The organism is Luteimonas yindakuii (assembly GCF_004803715.2).
Classification (GTDB): Bacteria; Pseudomonadota; Gammaproteobacteria; order Xanthomonadales; family Xanthomonadaceae; genus Luteimonas; species Luteimonas yindakuii.
In genome coordinates this window covers 1,936,085-1,952,671 of record NZ_CP039383.2, presented here as the reverse complement: position 1 = coordinate 1,952,671, position 16,587 = coordinate 1,936,085, and the positions used below count along the sequence as shown (strand labels likewise).

General features: G+C 69.3%; 18 protein-coding genes and 1 tRNA gene. All 19 read left to right on the top strand.

Annotation, left to right across the window (positions count from 1 at the left end; genetic code table 11):
* The first annotated feature begins 4 nt into the window (after nucleotides 1-4).
* Complete coding sequence (gene aroC / locus E5843_RS08900; RefSeq protein ID WP_136412449.1) at nucleotides 5-1,099, top strand: chorismate synthase; 1,095 nt, start codon at nucleotides 5-7, stop codon at nucleotides 1,097-1,099.
* Between the two features lie 87 nt (nucleotides 1,100-1,186).
* Complete coding sequence (locus E5843_RS08895) at nucleotides 1,187-2,218, top strand: aspartate-semialdehyde dehydrogenase (RefSeq protein WP_136412448.1); 1,032 nt, start codon at nucleotides 1,187-1,189, stop codon at nucleotides 2,216-2,218.
* A 98-nt stretch (nucleotides 2,219-2,316) separates the two neighbouring features.
* Nucleotides 2,317-3,858, top strand: coding sequence for a type IV pilus assembly protein FimV (locus E5843_RS08890; RefSeq protein ID WP_136412447.1), 1,542 nt, complete (start codon nucleotides 2,317-2,319; stop codon nucleotides 3,856-3,858).
* Complete coding sequence (locus E5843_RS14390) at nucleotides 3,855-4,121, top strand: FimV/HubP family polar landmark protein (RefSeq protein WP_244240756.1); 267 nt, start codon at nucleotides 3,855-3,857, stop codon at nucleotides 4,119-4,121. The genes E5843_RS08890 and E5843_RS14390 overlap by 4 nt, the downstream gene beginning before the upstream one ends.
* A gap of 74 nt (nucleotides 4,122-4,195) precedes the next feature.
* Nucleotides 4,196-4,978 carry a tRNA pseudouridine(38-40) synthase TruA gene (gene truA, locus E5843_RS08880; RefSeq protein ID WP_134673636.1) on the top strand — a complete coding sequence of 261 codons (783 nt, stop codon included), beginning with the start codon at nucleotides 4,196-4,198 and terminating at the stop codon, nucleotides 4,976-4,978.
* Nucleotides 4,975-5,658 carry a phosphoribosylanthranilate isomerase gene (locus E5843_RS08875; protein WP_134673635.1) on the top strand — a complete coding sequence of 228 codons (684 nt, stop codon included), beginning with the start codon at nucleotides 4,975-4,977 and terminating at the stop codon, nucleotides 5,656-5,658. Before truA ends, E5843_RS08875 begins: the two co-directional genes overlap by 4 nt.
* 10 nt (nucleotides 5,659-5,668) lie before the next feature.
* The gene (gene trpB, locus E5843_RS08870) at nucleotides 5,669-6,871 is read left to right on the top strand and encodes a tryptophan synthase subunit beta (RefSeq protein WP_136412445.1); all 1,203 of its coding nucleotides are present in this window, start codon (nucleotides 5,669-5,671) and stop codon (nucleotides 6,869-6,871) included.
* A 175-nt stretch (nucleotides 6,872-7,046) separates the two neighbouring features.
* On the top strand, nucleotides 7,047-7,859 hold the full coding sequence (gene trpA / locus E5843_RS08865) for a tryptophan synthase subunit alpha (RefSeq protein ID WP_136412444.1): 813 nt from the start codon (nucleotides 7,047-7,049) through the stop codon (nucleotides 7,857-7,859).
* Nucleotides 7,860-8,015: 156 nt separating this feature from the next.
* On the top strand, nucleotides 8,016-8,897 hold the full coding sequence (gene accD, locus E5843_RS08860; protein WP_136413075.1) for an acetyl-CoA carboxylase, carboxyltransferase subunit beta: 882 nt from the start codon (nucleotides 8,016-8,018) through the stop codon (nucleotides 8,895-8,897).
* Nucleotides 8,894-10,246: a phosphoglucosamine mutase gene (glmM, locus tag E5843_RS08855; RefSeq protein ID WP_136412443.1), complete on the top strand. Its 1,353-nt coding sequence runs from the start codon at nucleotides 8,894-8,896 to the stop codon at nucleotides 10,244-10,246. Before accD ends, glmM begins: the two co-directional genes overlap by 4 nt.
* Before the next feature lie 14 nt (nucleotides 10,247-10,260).
* Nucleotides 10,261-11,214 (top strand): isopenicillin N synthase family dioxygenase, encoded by a 954-nt coding sequence (locus E5843_RS08850; protein ID WP_141065926.1) that lies wholly within the window; start codon nucleotides 10,261-10,263, stop codon nucleotides 11,212-11,214.
* Between the two features lie 110 nt (nucleotides 11,215-11,324).
* On the top strand, nucleotides 11,325-12,077 hold the full coding sequence (tpiA, locus tag E5843_RS08845; RefSeq protein WP_134673630.1) for a triose-phosphate isomerase: 753 nt from the start codon (nucleotides 11,325-11,327) through the stop codon (nucleotides 12,075-12,077).
* Between the two features lie 16 nt (nucleotides 12,078-12,093).
* Nucleotides 12,094-12,522 carry a preprotein translocase subunit SecG gene (gene secG / locus E5843_RS08840; RefSeq protein WP_134673629.1) on the top strand — a complete coding sequence of 143 codons (429 nt, stop codon included), beginning with the start codon at nucleotides 12,094-12,096 and terminating at the stop codon, nucleotides 12,520-12,522.
* A gap of 51 nt (nucleotides 12,523-12,573) precedes the next feature.
* Nucleotides 12,574-12,658 (top strand) — tRNA-Leu (locus E5843_RS08835).
* A 386-nt stretch (nucleotides 12,659-13,044) separates the two neighbouring features.
* Complete coding sequence (locus tag E5843_RS08830; protein ID WP_134673628.1) at nucleotides 13,045-13,401, top strand: NADH-quinone oxidoreductase subunit A; 357 nt, start codon at nucleotides 13,045-13,047, stop codon at nucleotides 13,399-13,401.
* Entirely contained in the window at nucleotides 13,392-13,976 is a 585-nt protein-coding gene (locus E5843_RS08825) for a NuoB/complex I 20 kDa subunit family protein (RefSeq protein WP_100322415.1), read from the top strand. Before E5843_RS08830 ends, E5843_RS08825 begins: the two co-directional genes overlap by 10 nt.
* Complete coding sequence (locus tag E5843_RS08820) at nucleotides 13,973-14,734, top strand: NADH-quinone oxidoreductase subunit C (protein ID WP_136412442.1); 762 nt, start codon at nucleotides 13,973-13,975, stop codon at nucleotides 14,732-14,734. The genes E5843_RS08825 and E5843_RS08820 overlap by 4 nt, the downstream gene beginning before the upstream one ends.
* Nucleotides 14,731-16,038 carry an NADH-quinone oxidoreductase subunit D gene (locus tag E5843_RS08815; protein WP_141065925.1) on the top strand — a complete coding sequence of 436 codons (1,308 nt, stop codon included), beginning with the start codon at nucleotides 14,731-14,733 and terminating at the stop codon, nucleotides 16,036-16,038. The genes E5843_RS08820 and E5843_RS08815 overlap by 4 nt, the downstream gene beginning before the upstream one ends.
* A gap of 13 nt (nucleotides 16,039-16,051) precedes the next feature.
* Complete coding sequence (gene nuoE, locus E5843_RS08810; protein ID WP_136412440.1) at nucleotides 16,052-16,579, top strand: NADH-quinone oxidoreductase subunit NuoE; 528 nt, start codon at nucleotides 16,052-16,054, stop codon at nucleotides 16,577-16,579.
* Nucleotides 16,580-16,587: the final 8 nt, after the last annotated feature.

The window sequence follows — 16,587 nt, the reverse complement described above, 5'->3', positions numbered from 1 at the left end:
GCCTGTGTCCAACACCACCGGCCAGCTGTTCCGCGTCACCACCTTCGGCGAGTCGCATGGGCCCGCCATCGGTTGCGTGATCGACGGTTGCCCGCCCGGCATCGCCATCGCCGAGGACGACTTCGCCCGCGACCTCGCCCGGCGCGCCACCGGCCGCAGCCGGCACACCTCCGCGCGGCGCGAGGCCGACGCGGTGGAGATCCTCAGCGGTGTCTACGACGACGTCACCACCGGGACGCCGATCGCGCTGCTGGTGCGCAATACCGACGCGCGCAGCAAGGACTACGCGGCGATCACCCGACAGTTCCGGCCGGGCCACGCCGACTACAGCTACTGGCAGAAGTACGGCATCCGCGATCCGCGCGGCGGCGGGCGGGCGTCGGCACGCGAGACCACGATGCGGGTGGCCGCCGCGGTGATCGCGCGGAAATGGTTGCGCGAGCGCCATGGCGTCGAAGTCCGCGGTTGCCTGTCGCGCCTCGGCGAACACGCACCCACCGGCCACGATTGGGCAGCGGTGGAGGCCAATCCGTTCTTCTGGCCCGCCGCCGGCGACGTGCCCGCGCTGGAGGCCTATATGGACGCGCTGCGCAAGTCCGGCGATTCGGTCGGCGCCGAGGTCACGGTGGTGGCCGATGGCGTCCCGCCCGGCTGGGGCGAGCCCGTCTACGGCAAGCTCGACGCCGAACTCGCCGCGGCGATGATGTCGATCAACGCGGTCAAGGGCGTCGAGATCGGCGCCGGTTTCGCCGCCGTGGCGCAGAAGGGCAGCGAACACCGCGACGTGATGACGCCGCAGGGCTTCCGCAGCAACCATGCCGGCGGCGTGCTTGGCGGCATTTCCACCGGCCAGCAGATCGTGGTGCGCACCGCCTTCAAGCCGACCTCGAGCCTGCGCCTGCCGGTGCAGGGGCTGGACGTCGACGGCAACGTGGTCGATGTCATCACCACCGGCCGCCACGATCCCTGCGTCGGCATCCGGGCCACGCCGATCTGCGAGGCGATGCTGGCACTGGTGCTGATCGACCAGGCGCTGCGCCACCGCGCGCAGTGTGGCGATGTGGGTGCGGTGTCGCCACGCGTGCCGGGCGGCGGCTGAGTCGCGTCCACTGCGCTTACCGGCGGTGCGGGCGTTGCACGCCGTCTGAACAGTACGTATCACCATTTTCTTCCTCGAGAACTCCCCATGTCAGAGCAACCCCGCCGCTTCAATGTCGCGGTCGTCGGCGCCACCGGTGCCGTCGGCGAAGCCATGCTGTCCATCCTCGCGGCGCGGAAGTTCCCGGTCGGCCGGCTGGTGGCACTCGCGTCCGGGCGCTCCGCCGGTGGTCATGTCGATTTCGGCGATGACGAGGTGCTGGTGCAGGAGCTGGCCGGCTTCGATCCCGATGGCATCGACATCGCGCTGTTCTCCGCCGGCGGCGAGGTGTCGCGCGAGTACGCGCCGAAGTTCGCGGCGGCCGGTGCGGTGGTGATCGACAACTCGTCGGCGTTCCGCAACGACGACGACGTGCCGCTGGTGGTGGCCGAGGTCAATCCGGAAGCGATCGGCCAGCGCCCGCGCGGCATCATCGCCAACCCCAACTGCTCGACCATGCAGATGCTGGTGGCGCTCGCCCCGCTGCATCGGGAGGCGCATATCGAGCGCATCAACGTCGCCACCTACCAGTCGGTGTCGGGCGCGGGGCGCGCCGCGACGGAGGAGCTGGGTCGCCAGACCGCCGCGCTGCTGAGCTTCCAGACGCCGGAGCCGGAACGCTTCCCGGTGCAGATCGCATTCAACCTGATCCCGCACATCGACGAGTTCCAGGACAACGGCTATACCCGCGAGGAAATGAAGCTGGTCTGGGAGACCCGCAGGATCCTCGGCGACGACGGCATCCAGGTGAACGCCACGGCGGTGCGGGTGCCGGTGTTCTACGGCCATTCCGAGGCGGTGGCGATCGAAACGCGCGACAAGCTCAGCGCAGCGCGCGCGCGCGAACTGCTCGAAGCCGCCCCCGGCGTGGTCGTCGTCGACGACCGGTCGCCCGGCGGCTATCCGACGCCGGTCACCCATGCCTCGGGCAACGACGCGGTGTACGTCGGCCGCATCCGCGAGGACATCTCGCATCCGCGCGGGCTCAACCTGTGGGTGGTGTCGGACAACATCCGCAAGGGCGCGGCGCTCAACGCGGTGCAGATCGCCGAGTTGCTGGTGGCCGGGCAGGGCAGTTGAACGACCTCTGTTGCACGCGCGCATCGCTGCGACCTGGCGGCCGACGTTGCACCGCGTCGGTGCACGCGGATAGAGTCTGTGCCCCGAGGGGAGTCGTGATGTCGAGGATCTGGCAGTCCATCCTGCTGCTGTTGCTGGCGCTGTGCGTCTGCGCGCCCGCGTTCGCGCTGGGCCTGGGGCAGATCCAGGTTCGCTCGCAGGCCGGCGAACCGCTGCTGGCGGAAATTCCGGTCGTTTCCAGCGATCCGTCCGAGCTGCAGCAGCTGCGCGCACGGCTGGCATCCCCGGAGACCTTTGCGCGGATCGGCCTGCAGGCGCCGCAGGGCGCGGTGTCCGACCTGCAGTTCAATGTCGCGCTCGATGCGCAGGGGCGGCCGGTCATCCGTGTCACCACCGTGCAGCCTGTGCGGGAGCCGCTGCTGACCTTCCTCGTCGAGGTCGACTGGGGACAAGGCCGGCTGGTGCGCGAGTATTCCGCGCTGCTCGATGCACCCGACACCATCGCCGCGCCGGCGCAGCCGCCGATCCAGGCCCCGTTGCCGACGCAGCCGTCGACCGAAGGGCGGATCGTGCGCGCAGCCGAGCCGGTGGCCGACGCCGAGGGGCAGCCCGTGTCGCCCGAATCCGGGGACGCATCCGCACCCGCCGCTGCGGACGCCGCAGCGGTCGCGGCACCTACCGCGTCGCCGACCGCCGCGCCGGTGGCCGCGACCACGCAACGCTCCACGCCCGGGGAATACGGTCCCGTGCAGGCGGGCGATACGCTGAGCCAGATCGTGCAGCGGATCGCGCCGGACGACAGCGTCAGCGTCAACCAGATGATGCTGGCGTTGCTGCGGAGCAATCCCGAGGCCTTCATCGGCGGCAACATCAACACCCTGCGCCAGGGCGCGGTGTTGCGCATCCCCGACCGCGACGAGGCGCTGAGCATCGGCACGCGCGAGGCGACCGCCGAGGTCCGCGCGCAGGTCGCGCGCTGGCGCGAGCTGTCGCAGCCGGCGCCGCTGCCCGACGCGGCGGCAACGCCGGCCGATGGCAATGCGGATGGCGAGGCGGCGGTGGCGTCGCAGCCGGCGGCGCAGGATGCGCGGCTGGAGATCGTGCCGCCCGGAGCGGGCGGTACCCAACAGGCAGCAACCCGGTCGGGCATTTCCGCCGGTGGCGAGGGCGACATGTTTCGACAGGAACTGCAACAGGCACAGGAAACGGTCGCCGCGCGCGATGCCGAGGTCGAGGAACTGAAGGCGCGGCTGGCGGACCTCGAGCGCCTCCAGCAGCAGCAACAGCAGCTGATCGCGCTCAAGGACAGCGAGCTCGCCGCCGCGCAGCAGCGGCTGGAAACCAGCAACCAGCAGGCAGCGGCGGAGGGCACCGGTGCGCTGCCGTGGATCCTCGGCGGTATGGGCGTGCTGCTGGTGGGGGCACTGCTGTTCTGGCTGCTCAACCGCCGCAGCGGGCGGCAGCCGGCATTCCGTGCGCCTTCGGTGTCCCCTGTGCCTGCCGACGTTCCGACCGCGCCTGCGGCACCCGCGCCGGTGCCGGTCCCAGGCAAGCCGACCTGGCACGCGACCGGGGCTGCGGCAGCCGCGGTGGCCACCGACCCGCGCCCACGGCCATGGACCCGCGCGCGGAGGCCATGACTGCCAGCCGCAGGGCGGCCATCATGCCGTCGCCCGCCGCTCCCGCGGCACCGGCAGCGGCACCGGCCGTTCCGGTGGGCGATGGCGAAGCGGTCGCCGACGCGCTCGAAGATGCGCAAGGCCAGGAGCGCATCGAGCTCGCGCGTGCCTACGTCGAACTCGGTGACGTGGAGACCGCGCGCACCCTGCTGCTGGAAGTCGTCGACTGCGGCACGCCCGCGGTCCGTGGCGAAGCGGCCCAGCTGCTCAGCGAACTGGCCTGAACCGATCGCCGCCTGCGGATGACGCGGGCAGCGCCGCGTTCTAGGATGCCGGTCCGCCAGCGATCGGGATTTCCATGCGTTTCGCCCTTGGTGTCGAGTACGACGGCACCGCCTTCCTCGGCTGGCAGCGGCTGAGCCAGCCCGGCACCGACGGCCCGCCCACGCTGCAGGCGGCGCTGGAGGCCGCGCTGTCGAGCGTGGCCGATGCAGCCGTGGAAACTGTCTGTGCGGGCCGTACCGATGCCGGCGTCCACGGCCTGTGCCAGGTCGTGCATTTCACCACCGACGTCGTGCGCGACCCGCGCGCCTGGGTGCTCGGCACCACCGGGCGCCTGCCGCAGGGTGTGGCCGTGCGCTGGTGTACCCCCGTGCGCGACGACTTCCACGCCCGCTTTTCCGCCCGCGCGCGGCGCTACCGTTACCGGCTGCTGGACCGGATGGTGCGGCCGGCGCTGGGTCGGCAGTACCTCGCATGGTCGCGGCGCGCGCTGGATGCGGAAGCGATGCACCGCGCCGCGCAGGCGCTGCTGGGCGAGAACGACTTCTCCAGCTTCCGCACGGTGCATTGCCAGGCCACGCATGCGCGCCGCAACCTGCAGCGGATCGAGGTCCGCCGCGAAGGGGCGGAAATCGTCATCGACGTGCAGGCCAATGCTTTCCTGCATCATATGGTGCGCAACATCGTCGGCTCGCTGATGGAAGTCGGTGCCGGCGAGCGGCCCGAACCCTGGGTCGCCGAAGTACTCGCCGCACGCGACCGCACGCTGGCCGGCCCGACCGCACCTTCGGCGGGGCTGGTCTTCGTCGGCCCCCTGTATCCCCCCGAGTGGGGCCTGCCTGACGAGGTCACCGAGTGAAGCGCACCCTGTTCCGCACGCGCATCAAGTTCTGTGGAATGACGCGCCCCGGCGACGTCCGCCTCGCCGGCGAACTGGGCGTGGATGCGGTCGGCTTCATCTTCGCCGCCGACAGCCCGCGCCGCGTCGATGCCGAGGAGGCCCGCGCCATGCGCGTGGCGCTCGCGCCGATGGTGAGCCCGGTGGCCGTGTTCCGCGACAACAGCTCCGAGGAAGTCCGCGACGTCGTGCGCCGCGTGCGCCCGGTGCTGCTGCAGTTCCACGGCAACGAGGAAGATGCGTTCTGCCGCAGCTTCGGCCTGCCGTATCTCAAGGCCATCGCCATGGGCACGGGCAGTGGCCAGGGCGCGGTCGACTTCATCGCCCTGCGCGTGCGCTATGCCGGCGCGTCCGGCTTCCTGTTCGACAGCCATGGTGCCGGCGAGTCGCCCGGGCAGGGCAGGACCTTCGACTGGTCGCGGCTCAAGCCCGGGATCGAAACACCGTTCTTCGTCTCCGGCGGGCTCACCGCGGACAACGTGCATGACGCTGCCCTCGCGCTGCTGCCGTGGGGCGTGGACGTCAGCAGCGGCATCGAGCGTTCGCCCGGGCTGAAGGACGGAGACCTCATGCGCCGGTTCGTCGAGGAAGTGCGACGGGCCGACTGCGCCGAACTGGGAAAGAGCTGTGAAGCCGGATGAGTCCCCGAACGTGATCGATTTCCACGCCTGGCCCGATGCACAGGGCCGTTTCGGCCGCTACGGCGGGCGTTTCGTTGCCGAAACCCTGATGGGACCGCTGGAGGAGCTCGCCGCGGCCTATGACGCCGCGCGCGTCGACCCCGCGTTCGTGGCCGCGTTCGATCGCGACCTCAAGCACTACGTCGGCCGGCCGAGCCCGATCTACGAGGCCGAACGGCTGTCGCGCGAGGTTGGTGGCGCGCGCATCCTGCTCAAGCGCGAGGACCTCAACCACACCGGTGCGCACAAGATCAACAACACCATCGGCCAGGCGCTGCTGGCCAGCCGCATGGGCAAGACCCGGATCATCGCCGAGACCGGCGCCGGCCAGCACGGCGTGGCCAGCGCCACGGTCGCCGCGCGCCTGGGCCTGGAGTGCGTGGTCTACATGGGCGCGACGGACATCGAGCGCCAGAAGATCAACGTCTACCGGATGAAGCTGCTCGGCGCCACGGTAGTGCCGGTGACCAGCGGTTCGGCCACGCTCAAGGACGCGCTCAACGAGGCCATGCGCGACTGGGTGACCAACGTCGCCGGCACGTTCTACATCATCGGCACCGTCGCCGGGCCGGACCCGTACCCGCGCATGGTCCGCGACTTCAATGCCGTGGCAGGCCGCGAGGCGCGCGCGCAGATGCTGGAGGACTACGGCCGCCTGCCGGACGCGGTCACCGCCTGCGTCGGCGGCGGCAGCAACGCGATCGGCCTGTTCCATGCGTTCCTCAACGACCGCGACGTGCGCATTGTCGGCGCCGAGGCTGCCGGTGACGGCATCGCCAGCGGACGCCATGCCGCATCGATTGCGGCGGGTCGACCGGGCGTCCTGCACGGCAACCGCACCTATGTGCTGTGCGACGACGACGGCCAGATCAGCGAGACGCATTCGGTCTCCGCCGGCCTCGACTACCCGGGCGTCGGCCCGGAGCACGCGTTCCTGGCCGACGCCGGCCGTGCCGAATACGTCGGCGTGACCGATGAGGAGGCACTGGCGGCGTTCCACCTGCTCGCACGCACCGAGGGCATCCTCGCCGCGCTCGAATCCAGCCATGCGATCGCGCAGGCGATCAAGCTCGCCCGCGAGCTGCCGAAGGACGCGCTGGTGCTGGCCAACCTCTCCGGGCGCGGCGACAAGGACGTGCATACGATCGCCGCGCGCGAGGGCGTGGAGGTGTAACCAACGCGCCGCCGCGAACCCGTGCGGTGGCGAGGATCAGAGCAGGGCGCGGGCAGGACGATGCGGCTCGCGCCCCCGCATGGCGTCCACTGCCGCCGGCCCGCGCATCGCTCCCGGCCTCACTCCGCGCCTGCCTGCGTGACTCCGCATCCAGGCGCTACCCCAGGAATTCCCGATGTCCCGTATCGATACCCGGTTCGCCGAACTTCGCGCTGCAGGCCGCAAGGCCCTGATTCCGTTCATCACCGCCGGCGACCCGTCGCTGGAGGCCACGGTGCCGGTGATGCACGCCCTGGTCGGTGCCGGCGCCGACGTGATCGAACTCGGTGTGCCGTTCTCCGATCCGATGGCCGACGGGCCGACCATCCAGCGCAGCTCCGAACGCGCGCTGGCGCGCGGTGGCGGGCTGGCACACGTGCTGCGCTGCGTGCGCGAGTTCCGCACGCGCGACGCCGACACCCCGGTGGTCCTGATGGGGTACCTCAACCCGGTGGAGATCCGCGGACCGGAACGTTTCGCCGCGGATGCGGCCGCTGCGGGCGTCGATGGCATGTTGCTGGTCGACCTGCCGCCGGAAGAAGCCGGCGAATTCCGCACGGCGTTCGCCGCCCACGGCGTGGCGCTGATCCTGCTGGTGTCGCCGACCACCGGCGATGCGCGGCTGTCGCGCCTGCTCGCCGAGGCGCAGGGCTATCTCTACTACGTCAGCTTTGCCGGAGTCACCGGAGCGTCGGATCGACTCGACACCGGCGCCGTGGCCGCGCGCCTGCGCGGCATCCGCGCCGGGACCGCGGCGCCGGTGGTGGCGGGCTTCGGGATCCGCGATGCCGCCGGCGTGGCGGCGCTGGCCGATGCCGCCGACGGCGTGGTGATCGGCAGTGCGCTGGTCACGGTGATGGCCGATGCGCGGGATTCCGCCGATGCCGCCGCACGCGGCGCGGCATTCTTCGCTCCGCTGCGCGCGGCGCTCGACGGCGCGGCCGACTGAGCATCGAATGCATCCGCCTGCGTACGGAGTAAGCCTTGCGAATCAGCGACTTGCGCAGGTCCGCCGGGGCCGGGCAGGGGGCGCCGGCCTGCTAGACTTGCGCCCTTGTCCCGGCCGCGCGACGCCTGTCGCCGGCCGCCACCGGAGTACGACGATTTGAGCTGGCTCAAGAAAGTGATGCCGTCCAGCATCCGCACCGAACCGGGCGCGCCGCGCAAGCGCAACGTGCCGGAAGGTCTGTGGGAAAAATGCGACCGTTGCGGCGCGGTGCTGTACCGCCCCGAGCTCGAGGAGAACCTCGAGGTGTGCCCGAAGTGCGCGTTCCACCGCCCGATCCGCGCGCGTGCGCGCCTGCGCGGCTTCCTCGACGCGGACACCGGCAGCGAGATCGGCGCCGAGCTCGGGCCGACCGACGTGCTCCGCTTCCGCGACCAGAAGAAGTACGCCGACCGCATCAAGGCGGTGCAGAAGGCCACCGGCGAGCGCGACGCGCTGATCGCCCTGCAAGGCACCCTCAAGGGCCAGCCGATCGTCGCCGCCGCGTTCGATTTCGCCTTCATGGGCGGCTCGATGGGTTCGGTGGTCGGCGAACGCTTCGCGCTGGGCGCCGAGCGCGCGCTGGAGATCGGTTCGCCCTTCGTATGCTTCGCCGCCAGTGGCGGTGCGCGCATGCAGGAGAGCCTGTTCTCGCTGATGCAGATGGCCAAGACCTCGGCCGCGCTGGGTCGCCTGCGGGCTGCCGGGCTGCCGTATATCTCGGTGATGACCCATCCCACCACCGGTGGCGTGTCGGCATCGTTCGCGATGCTGGGCGACATCAACATGGCCGAACCGGAGGCGCTGATCGGTTTCGCCGGGCCGCGCGTGATCGAGCAGACCGTGCGCGAGAAGCTGCCGGAAGGCTTCCAGCGCTCTGAGTTCCTGCTCGAGCACGGCGCCATCGACCAGATCTGCGACCGTCGCGAGCTGCGCGACCGCATCGCCGCGCTGCTGGCGTTGCTGATGAAGGCGCCGCCGCCCGGGGAAACCGCCGCATGAGCCGGAAGTACTTCGGCACCGACGGCATCCGTGGCCGGGTCGGCGTCGGCCCGATCTCCGCCGATTTCGTGCTGCGCCTGGGCAATGCCTACGGCCACGTGCTGCACGAGGGCGATCCGGCGTGGCGCAAGCCGCTGGTGGTGATCGGCAAGGACACGCGCATCTCCAACTACATGTTCGAGGCGGCGCTCGAAGCCGGCCTGGTCGCCGCCGGCGTCGACGTGCAGCTGATGGGGCCGATGCCGACGCCGGCCGTCGCGCACCTCACCCGTTCGCTGCGCGCCGACGGCGGCATCGTCATTTCCGCCTCGCACAACCCGCACCACGACAACGGCATCAAGTTCTTCTCCGCCGACGGCGAGAAGCTCGACGACGCCACCGAACTCGCCATCGAGGCGGCACTGGAGCAGCCGTTCCGTACCGTCGCCTCGGAGAAACTCGGCAAGGCCGTGCGCACCCGCGACGCGGTGGGCCGCTACCTCGAGGCCTGCAAGAACTCGCTGCCGCGTGGTTTCGACCTGGATGGCCTGCGCATCGCGATGGACTGCGCCAATGGCGCGACCTACCAGATCGGTCCGCTGGTGTTGCGCGAGCTGGGCGCGCAGGTCGATGCGATCGGCATCGAGCCGAACGGCGTCAACATCAATGCCGGTGTCGGCTCGACCCACCCCGAGGCGCTGGCCGCGCATGTGCAGGCGTGTGGCGCCGCGCTGGGCATCGCGTTCGACGGCGACGGCGACCGGGTGATGTTCGTCACCGACGATGGCCGCGTCGTCGACGGCGACGATCTGGTCTACATCCTTGCCCTGGACTGGCAGGCCAGCGGGCGCCTGCAGGGGCCGGTGGTCGGCACCCTGATGACCAACTACGGGCTCGAACAGGCGCTGCAGCAGCGCGGCATTCCGTTCCTGCGCACCAGGGTCGGCGACCGCCACGTGCACCATGCGCTGGTCCAGCATTCCGGCGTACTGGGCGGCGAGGCCTCCGGCCACCTGCTGTGCCTGGACCGCAGCAGCACCGGCGACGGCATCGTCAGCGCGCTGCAGGTGCTGGAAGTACTGCAGCGCCGCGGCATCACCCTGCAGCAGGCGCTCGAAGGGCTGCATCGCTATCCGCAACGCACCATCAACGTCGCCACCGTCGCCGGCGCCACGCCCGCCGAAGCGCCTCCGGTGCTCGCCGCATTGGCGCAGGCACAGGCGGCCGTGCAGGGCAGGGGGCGCGCCTTCCTGCGCCCGTCCGGTACCGAACCCGTGGTACGTGTCACCGTCGAGGCCGACGACGCCACGTTGATGCAGACCACCCTCGATTCACTGGCCGACGCCGTGCGTGCGGCGGCCGTTTCCTGACCCGGTAGACCGCCATGACTTCCCGCATCCCCACCCTCGATATCCGTCGTTTCACCGATCCGCAGAGCCCGGCCGACCGCGATGCGTTCGTGGCCGAACTCGGTGCCGCCTACCGGCAGTGGGGCTTTGCCGGCATCAACGGCCACGGCATCGCGCAGGACGAGATCGACGCCGCCTACGCGGCGTTCAAGGCCTTCTTCGCGCTGCCTGAAGACACCAAGAAGAAGTACCACGTGCCCGGCAGCGGTGGCGCGCGGGGCTACACCCCGTTCGGCGTGGAGACCGCCAAGGGCTCGAAGCATTTCGACCTCAAGGAGTTCTGGCACATCGGCCGAGAGATTCCCGATGACTCGCAGTACCGCGACGTGATGCCGCCGAACCTGTGGCCGGAGGAATTGCCGGAATTCCGCGAGCACGGCTACCGCCTGTACCAGCGCCTCGATGCGCTGGGTTCGCAGGTGCTGTCGGCGCTGGCGCTGCACATCGGCCTGCCCGAGCATTTCTTCGCCGACAAGACCGACAACGGCAACTCGATCCTGCGGCCGATCCACTACCCGCCGATCACCGCCGACGACATCCCCAACGTGCGCGCCGGCGCGCATGGCGACATCAACTTCATCACCCTGCTGGTCGGTGCCAGCGCGGCCGGGCTGGAGGTGCAGTCGCACGACGGCGAGTGGGTGCCGTTCACCTCGGACGCCGACACCATCGTGGTCAACATCGGCGACATGCTGCAGCGCCTGACCAACCACGTGTATCCGTCGACGATCCACCGCGTGGTCAACCCGCCTGGCGAACAGGCGCGCAAGCCGCGCTATTCGGTGCCGTTCTTCCTGCACCCGAATCCCGATTTCCTCATCGACGTGCTGCCGATGACGATCACCGACGACAACCCGAGCCGGTATCCCGAGCCCATCACCGCGCACGGCTTCCTCGAGGAACGCCTGCGCGAGATCAAGCTGAAGTAGTCCTGCGCGGTCGGGCAGGGCGCGTGCGTCCTGCTCCCACCCGTGCCGTGCCATGCCTTCATGGCGCGCACCGCCTAGAATGGGCGGTTGTCCATATCCCGAGGTAGGTCATGCGTCCACGTATCGTCGCCGGCAACTGGAAGCTGCACGGCAGTCGCGCCTTCGCCACCGATCTGGTCGGACGCATTGCCGATGCGCTGCCCGGCGGCGTGGAGGTCGTGGTCCTTCCGCCGCTGCCATACCTCGGCGACCTCGTCGAGGATTTCGAGGGTCGCCCCGTCGCGTTCGGCGCCCAGGACGTCAGCAGCAACCAGGAAGGCGCCTATACCGGCGAGGTCTCGGCGAAGATGCTGGTCGACGTGGGCGCGCGTTTCGGCCTGGTCGGCCACTCGGAGCGGCGCCAGTACCACAACGAAAGCAGCGAACACGTCGCGCGCAAGTTCCTGGCCGCGGTCAACGCCGGCCTGCGGCCGATCCTGTGCGTGGGCGAGTCGTTGCAGCAGCGCGAGGCGGGCATGACCGAGGACACCATCGCCTCGCAGCTGCGCCCCGTGCTGGACCTGGTCACCGCCGCGGCGTTCGCCAACGCCGTCGTCGCCTACGAGCCGGTCTGGGCGATCGGCACCGGCCGCACCGCGACGCCGGAACAGGCCCAGGCCGTGCACGCCTTCATCCGTAGCGAGGTGGCCGCGCGGGATGTTAAGATCGCCGATTCGCTGCCCATCCTCTACGGTGGAAGCGTGAAGCCCGCCAACGCGGCCGAGCTGTTCTCGCAGCCGGACGTCGATGGCGGCCTCATCGGTGGCGCCTCGCTGGTAGCCTCCGATTTCCTCGCCATCGCCGCGGCCGCCGCCGCGGGTTGAACCCGGTCAAGCCACGATGCTGCTGCTCGTCCTGAACGTACTTTTTGTCCTCATCGCGATCTCCATGGTCGCGTTGATCCTGATGCAGCGTGGCGCCGGCGCACAGGCCGGTTCCGGCTTCGGTGGCGGCGCGTCGGCCACCGTGTTCGGTGCGCGTGGCTCGTCCAACTTCCTGTCCAAGGCGACGAAGTGGCTGGCGATCTCGTTCTTCGCCGTGACGCTGTTCATGGCGTGGTACGCAACCCGCCAGGCACAGCCGGTCGTGCAGCAGCAGGATCTGGGCGTGATGTCCGCGATTCCGCAGGCGCCGGCCGCGCCTGCAGCGGATGCCAGCGTGCCGCAGGCGCCGGTGCAGCAGTCGAATGAAGCCGTGCCCGCAGCGCCTCCGGCACAGCCGGCGGCCGGTGAGGAAATTCCTCCGCAGGCACCGCAAACGGAGCAGTAAAGCGCGTACAATGCGCACCCCGCGGTCGGCGCTGTCGACCGCGGACACCATGCCCAGGTGGCGGAATTGGTAGACGCACTACCTTGAGGTGGTAGCGACGAGAGTCGTGGGGGTTCGAGTCCCCCCTTGGGCACCAATACGGCGGTTCTGCCGCCAGCGCCAGCACCCCGCCCCGCGCGGGGTGTTTGCGTATCCGGGGTGGTGCGACATGCAGTCGAGGGTGTTACACGGCGCATGCACGGATGTCATGCGTGGAATGGGTCTGCGGGACCGAATTGGTTTACTCACCAGTTCACGAAACGGTACAATTGGCTGGTTTCGAGGACGGTGTCCGGCAACAGCCGGAACCGCCCAGGAAGGGCCAGCCGAGAACGCACCCGGGCCGGGTGTGGCCGGTGCGACGGGATGTCGGCCACCCCCTGAGTAAACACGACGCACGCGGCGCTCCGGCGCCATGTGCGAGCGGCGCGAAGCGCCGAGCAACGGCCGCCCACGGGCGGCAAGTAGCCGAGAGAACATCACGTGCTGGCCGAATATTTGCCGACCCTGTTGTTCCTGATCGTTGCCACCGGCATCGGCATTGCATTGCTGGTGGTCGGCAACGTCCTGGGACCCAAGCGTCCGACGGCCGAGAAGCTGTCGCCCTACGAGAGTGGCTTCAACGCGTTCGAGGACGCGCGCATGCGCTTCGACGTGCGCTACTACCTCATCGCGATCCAGTTCCTGATCTTCGACCTGGAAATCATCTTCATCGTGCCTTGGGCCACCGTGTTCCGCGACCTCGGCGTCGTGGGCCTGGTCGAGATGGGCATCTTCGCCGGCATGCTGTTGCTCGGCTTCATCTACGTGTGGAAGAAGGGAGCCCTGGAATGGGAGTGATCCAGTCCATCCAGAAGGCCGCGGACTTCGCCAGCAATCCGCTGCCGGAAGGGCGCGTCGAGGACATCCTGCGGCCCGAGGGCGACAATCCGCTGCTCGAGCGCGGGTTCCTGACCACGAGCTCGGACGTGCTGCTCAACTGGGCACGCACCGGCTCGATGTGGCCGATGACGTTCGGCCTCGCCTGTTGCGCGGTCGAAATGATGCACGCGGGTGCCGCGCGCATCGACCTCGACCGCTATGGCGTGGTGTTCCGCCCGAGCCCGCGCCAGTCCGACGTCATGATCGTGGCCGGTACCCTGGTCAACAAGATGGCCCCGGCGCTGCGCAAGGTCTACGACCAGATGCCCGACCCGAAGTGGGTGATCTCGATGGGCAGCTGCGCCAATGGCGGCGGCTACTACCACTACTCGTATTCCGTCGTGCGCGGCTGCGACCGCATCGTGCCGGTGGACATCTACGTCCCGGGCTGCCCGCCGACGGCCGAGGCGCTGGTGTTCGGCATCCTGCAGCTGCAACGCAAGATCCGTCGCGGCACCAACTTCGGCGAGAACAAGACGGGGCTGCGCGAATGAGCGGATCCGCAGAGGCCTTTGCCGCGCAGCTGCGTGCGCGCTTCCCGGATGCGCTGGTGACGGTCGCCGAACCGCGTGGCGAGGTCGGCATCGTGTTCGCCGCCGCCGACTACCTGGCCGGGTGCCTTGCGCTGCGCGACGAGTTCGCATTCGAATCGCTGATCGACCTGTGCGGTGTCGACTACCTCGGCTACGGCAGCGACGAGTGGGACACCGAGGTGTCGTCCGCCGGCTTCAGCCGCGGCGTCGAAGGGCGTGGTCCTGGCCGGTTCGGTTATGGCCAGGCGCCCAGCCGCCAGCTGGATTCGCCGGATAGCGAAGGCCCGTTGCCGGTGCCGGCGAACCGCTTCGCATCGGTCGCGCAGCTGCTGTCGATCGAACACAACCGCCGCCTGCGCGTGACCGTGCACCCCGAGGACGATGCGATGCCGGTGGTGGCGTCCGTCGTGTCGGTGTGGGAAGGCGTGAACTGGTTCGAGCGCGAGGCATTCGACCTCTTCGGCATCGTCTACGCGGGCCATCCGGACCTGCGTCGCCTGATGACCGACTACGGCTTCGTGGGCCATCCGTTCCGCAAGGATTTCCCGCTGATCGGCAATGTCGAGGTCCGCTACGACGCCGAGAAGAAGCGCGTGGTGTACGAGCCCGTGACTTCCGTCGAGCCGCGCGTGGGCGTTCCGCGCGTGATCCGTGACGACGCACGCTACCTGACCGCCGCCGGCGAATCGCGGGCGCGGGGAGCGGAGACGCAGAAATGAGTACCGGTTATTCGGCGGAACAGGCGGCAACGGGCGGCCCGGCCGCGCTGCGCCAGCAGATCCGCAACTACACGATGAACTTCGGCCCGCAGCACCCGGCCGCGCATGGCGTGCTGCGCCTCATCCTGGAGATGGACGGCGAGACCATCGTCCGTGCCGACCCGCACGTGGGCCTACTCCATCGCGGCACCGAGAAGCTCGCCGAGTCCAAGCCGTTCAACCAGTCGGTCCCGTACATGGATCGTCTGGATTACGTGTCGATGATGTGCAACGAGCACGCCTACGTCCTTGCGATCGAGACCCTGATGGGGATCGAGGCGCCGGAACGTGCGCAGTGGATCCGCACGATGTTCGACGAGATCACGCGGATCCTGAACCACCTGATGTGGCTCGGCTCCAACGGCCTCGACCTCGGCGCAATGGCGGTGATGCTGTACGCGTTCCGCGAGCGCGAAGAGCTGATGGACGTCTACGAGGCGGTGTCTGGCGCGCGCATGCATGCCGCCTACTACCGCCCCGGCGGCGTGTATCGCGACCTGCCGGACCACATGCCGCAGTACCGCGATTCGCCGTGGCGCAAGGGTGCCAAGCTCAAGCGCTTCAACGCCTGGCGCGAAGGCTCGATGCTGGACTTCCTCGACCAGTTCGCCGACGACTTCCCGACCCGGATCGACGAATACGAAACGCTGCTCACCGACAACCGCATCTGGAAGCAGCGCACCGTCGGCATCGGCGTGATCCCGCCCGAACAGGCCAAGGCCTGGGGCATGACCGGCCCGATGCTGCGTGGTTCCGGCGTTGCGTGGGATCTGCGCAAGACCCGGCCCTACGCCAAGTACGCCGAGGTCGACTTCGACATCGCCGTGGGCGTGGAAGGCGACTGCTACGACCGCTACCTCGTGCGCGTGGCCGAGATGCGCCAGTCGACGCGCATCATCAAGCAGTGCGTGGCATGGCTGCGGGCGAATCCCGGTCCGGTGATGGTCGACAACTACAAGGTCGCGCCTCCCTCCCGTGCGGAGATGAAGGACGACATGGAAGCGCTGATCCACCACTTCAAGCTGTTCTCGGAAGGCTATTGCGTGCCGGTCGGCGAGACCTACCAGGCCGTCGAGGCGCCCAAGGGCGAGTTCGGCTGCTACCTGGTTTCCGACGGTGCCAACAAGCCGTTCCGCGTGCACCTGCGCGCCCCGGGCTTCGCGCACCTGTCGTCGATGGACGCCATCGTCAAGGGCCACATGCTCTCCGACGTGGTGGCGATGATCGGCACCTACGATGTCGTGTTCGGCGAAATCGACCGTTGAGGCGCGTGAGGAAATGAAAGCAACAGGCAATTTCGAGAACGCGCGCAACGTCGACCCGATGGTCGCGTTGAGCGACGACACGCGTGCGTACATCGACCACTGGGTGGCGAAGTTCCCGCCCGACCGCAAGCGTTCGGCGGTGATCCAGGGGCTGTTCGCGACCCAGCAGCAGAACGGCGGTTTCCTGACCGACGAGCTGATCGCCGCGGTGGCCAAGTACCTGGGCATCCCGCCGGTGTGGGCGTACGAGGTGGCGACGTTCTACTCGATGTTCGAGACGCGGGAGGTCGGCCGCAACAACGTCGCCTTCTGCACCAACATCAGCTGCTGGCTCAACGGCGCCGAGGACCTTGTCGCGCACGCCGAGCAGAAGCTGGGTTGCAAGCTGGGCGAGTCGACCGCCGACGGCCGCGTCTACCTCAAGCGTGAGGAAGAGTGCGTGGCCGCGTGCTGCGGCGCCCCGGTGGTCGTGATCAACGGCCATTACCACGAGAAGCTCGACACCGCGAAGGTGGACGAGCTGCTCGACGGACTGAAGTGAGGCTGGAC

What these genes read in the sequence shown, in the direction of transcription:
- E5843_RS08895 (WP_136412448.1), top strand. Translation starts at nt 1,187, where the DNA reads ATGTCAGAGCAACCCCGCCGCTTCAATGTCGCGGTCGTCGGCGCCACC.
- E5843_RS08890 (WP_136412447.1), top strand. Translation starts at nt 2,317, where the DNA reads ATGTCGAGGATCTGGCAGTCCATCCTGCTGCTGTTGCTGGCGCTGTGC.
- E5843_RS14390 (WP_244240756.1), top strand. Translation starts at nt 3,855, where the DNA reads ATGACTGCCAGCCGCAGGGCGGCCATCATGCCGTCGCCCGCCGCTCCC.
- truA (WP_134673636.1), top strand. Translation starts at nt 4,196, where the DNA reads ATGCGTTTCGCCCTTGGTGTCGAGTACGACGGCACCGCCTTCCTCGGC.
- trpA (WP_136412444.1), top strand. Translation starts at nt 7,047, where the DNA reads ATGTCCCGTATCGATACCCGGTTCGCCGAACTTCGCGCTGCAGGCCGC.
- glmM (WP_136412443.1), top strand. Translation starts at nt 8,894, where the DNA reads ATGAGCCGGAAGTACTTCGGCACCGACGGCATCCGTGGCCGGGTCGGC.
- E5843_RS08850 (WP_141065926.1), top strand. Translation starts at nt 10,261, where the DNA reads ATGACTTCCCGCATCCCCACCCTCGATATCCGTCGTTTCACCGATCCG.
- tpiA (WP_134673630.1), top strand. Translation starts at nt 11,325, where the DNA reads ATGCGTCCACGTATCGTCGCCGGCAACTGGAAGCTGCACGGCAGTCGC.
- secG (WP_134673629.1), top strand. Translation starts at nt 12,094, where the DNA reads ATGCTGCTGCTCGTCCTGAACGTACTTTTTGTCCTCATCGCGATCTCC.
- E5843_RS08825 (WP_100322415.1), top strand. Translation starts at nt 13,392, where the DNA reads ATGGGAGTGATCCAGTCCATCCAGAAGGCCGCGGACTTCGCCAGCAAT.
- E5843_RS08820 (WP_136412442.1), top strand. Translation starts at nt 13,973, where the DNA reads ATGAGCGGATCCGCAGAGGCCTTTGCCGCGCAGCTGCGTGCGCGCTTC.
- E5843_RS08815 (WP_141065925.1), top strand. Translation starts at nt 14,731, where the DNA reads ATGAGTACCGGTTATTCGGCGGAACAGGCGGCAACGGGCGGCCCGGCC.
- nuoE (WP_136412440.1), top strand. Translation starts at nt 16,052, where the DNA reads ATGAAAGCAACAGGCAATTTCGAGAACGCGCGCAACGTCGACCCGATG.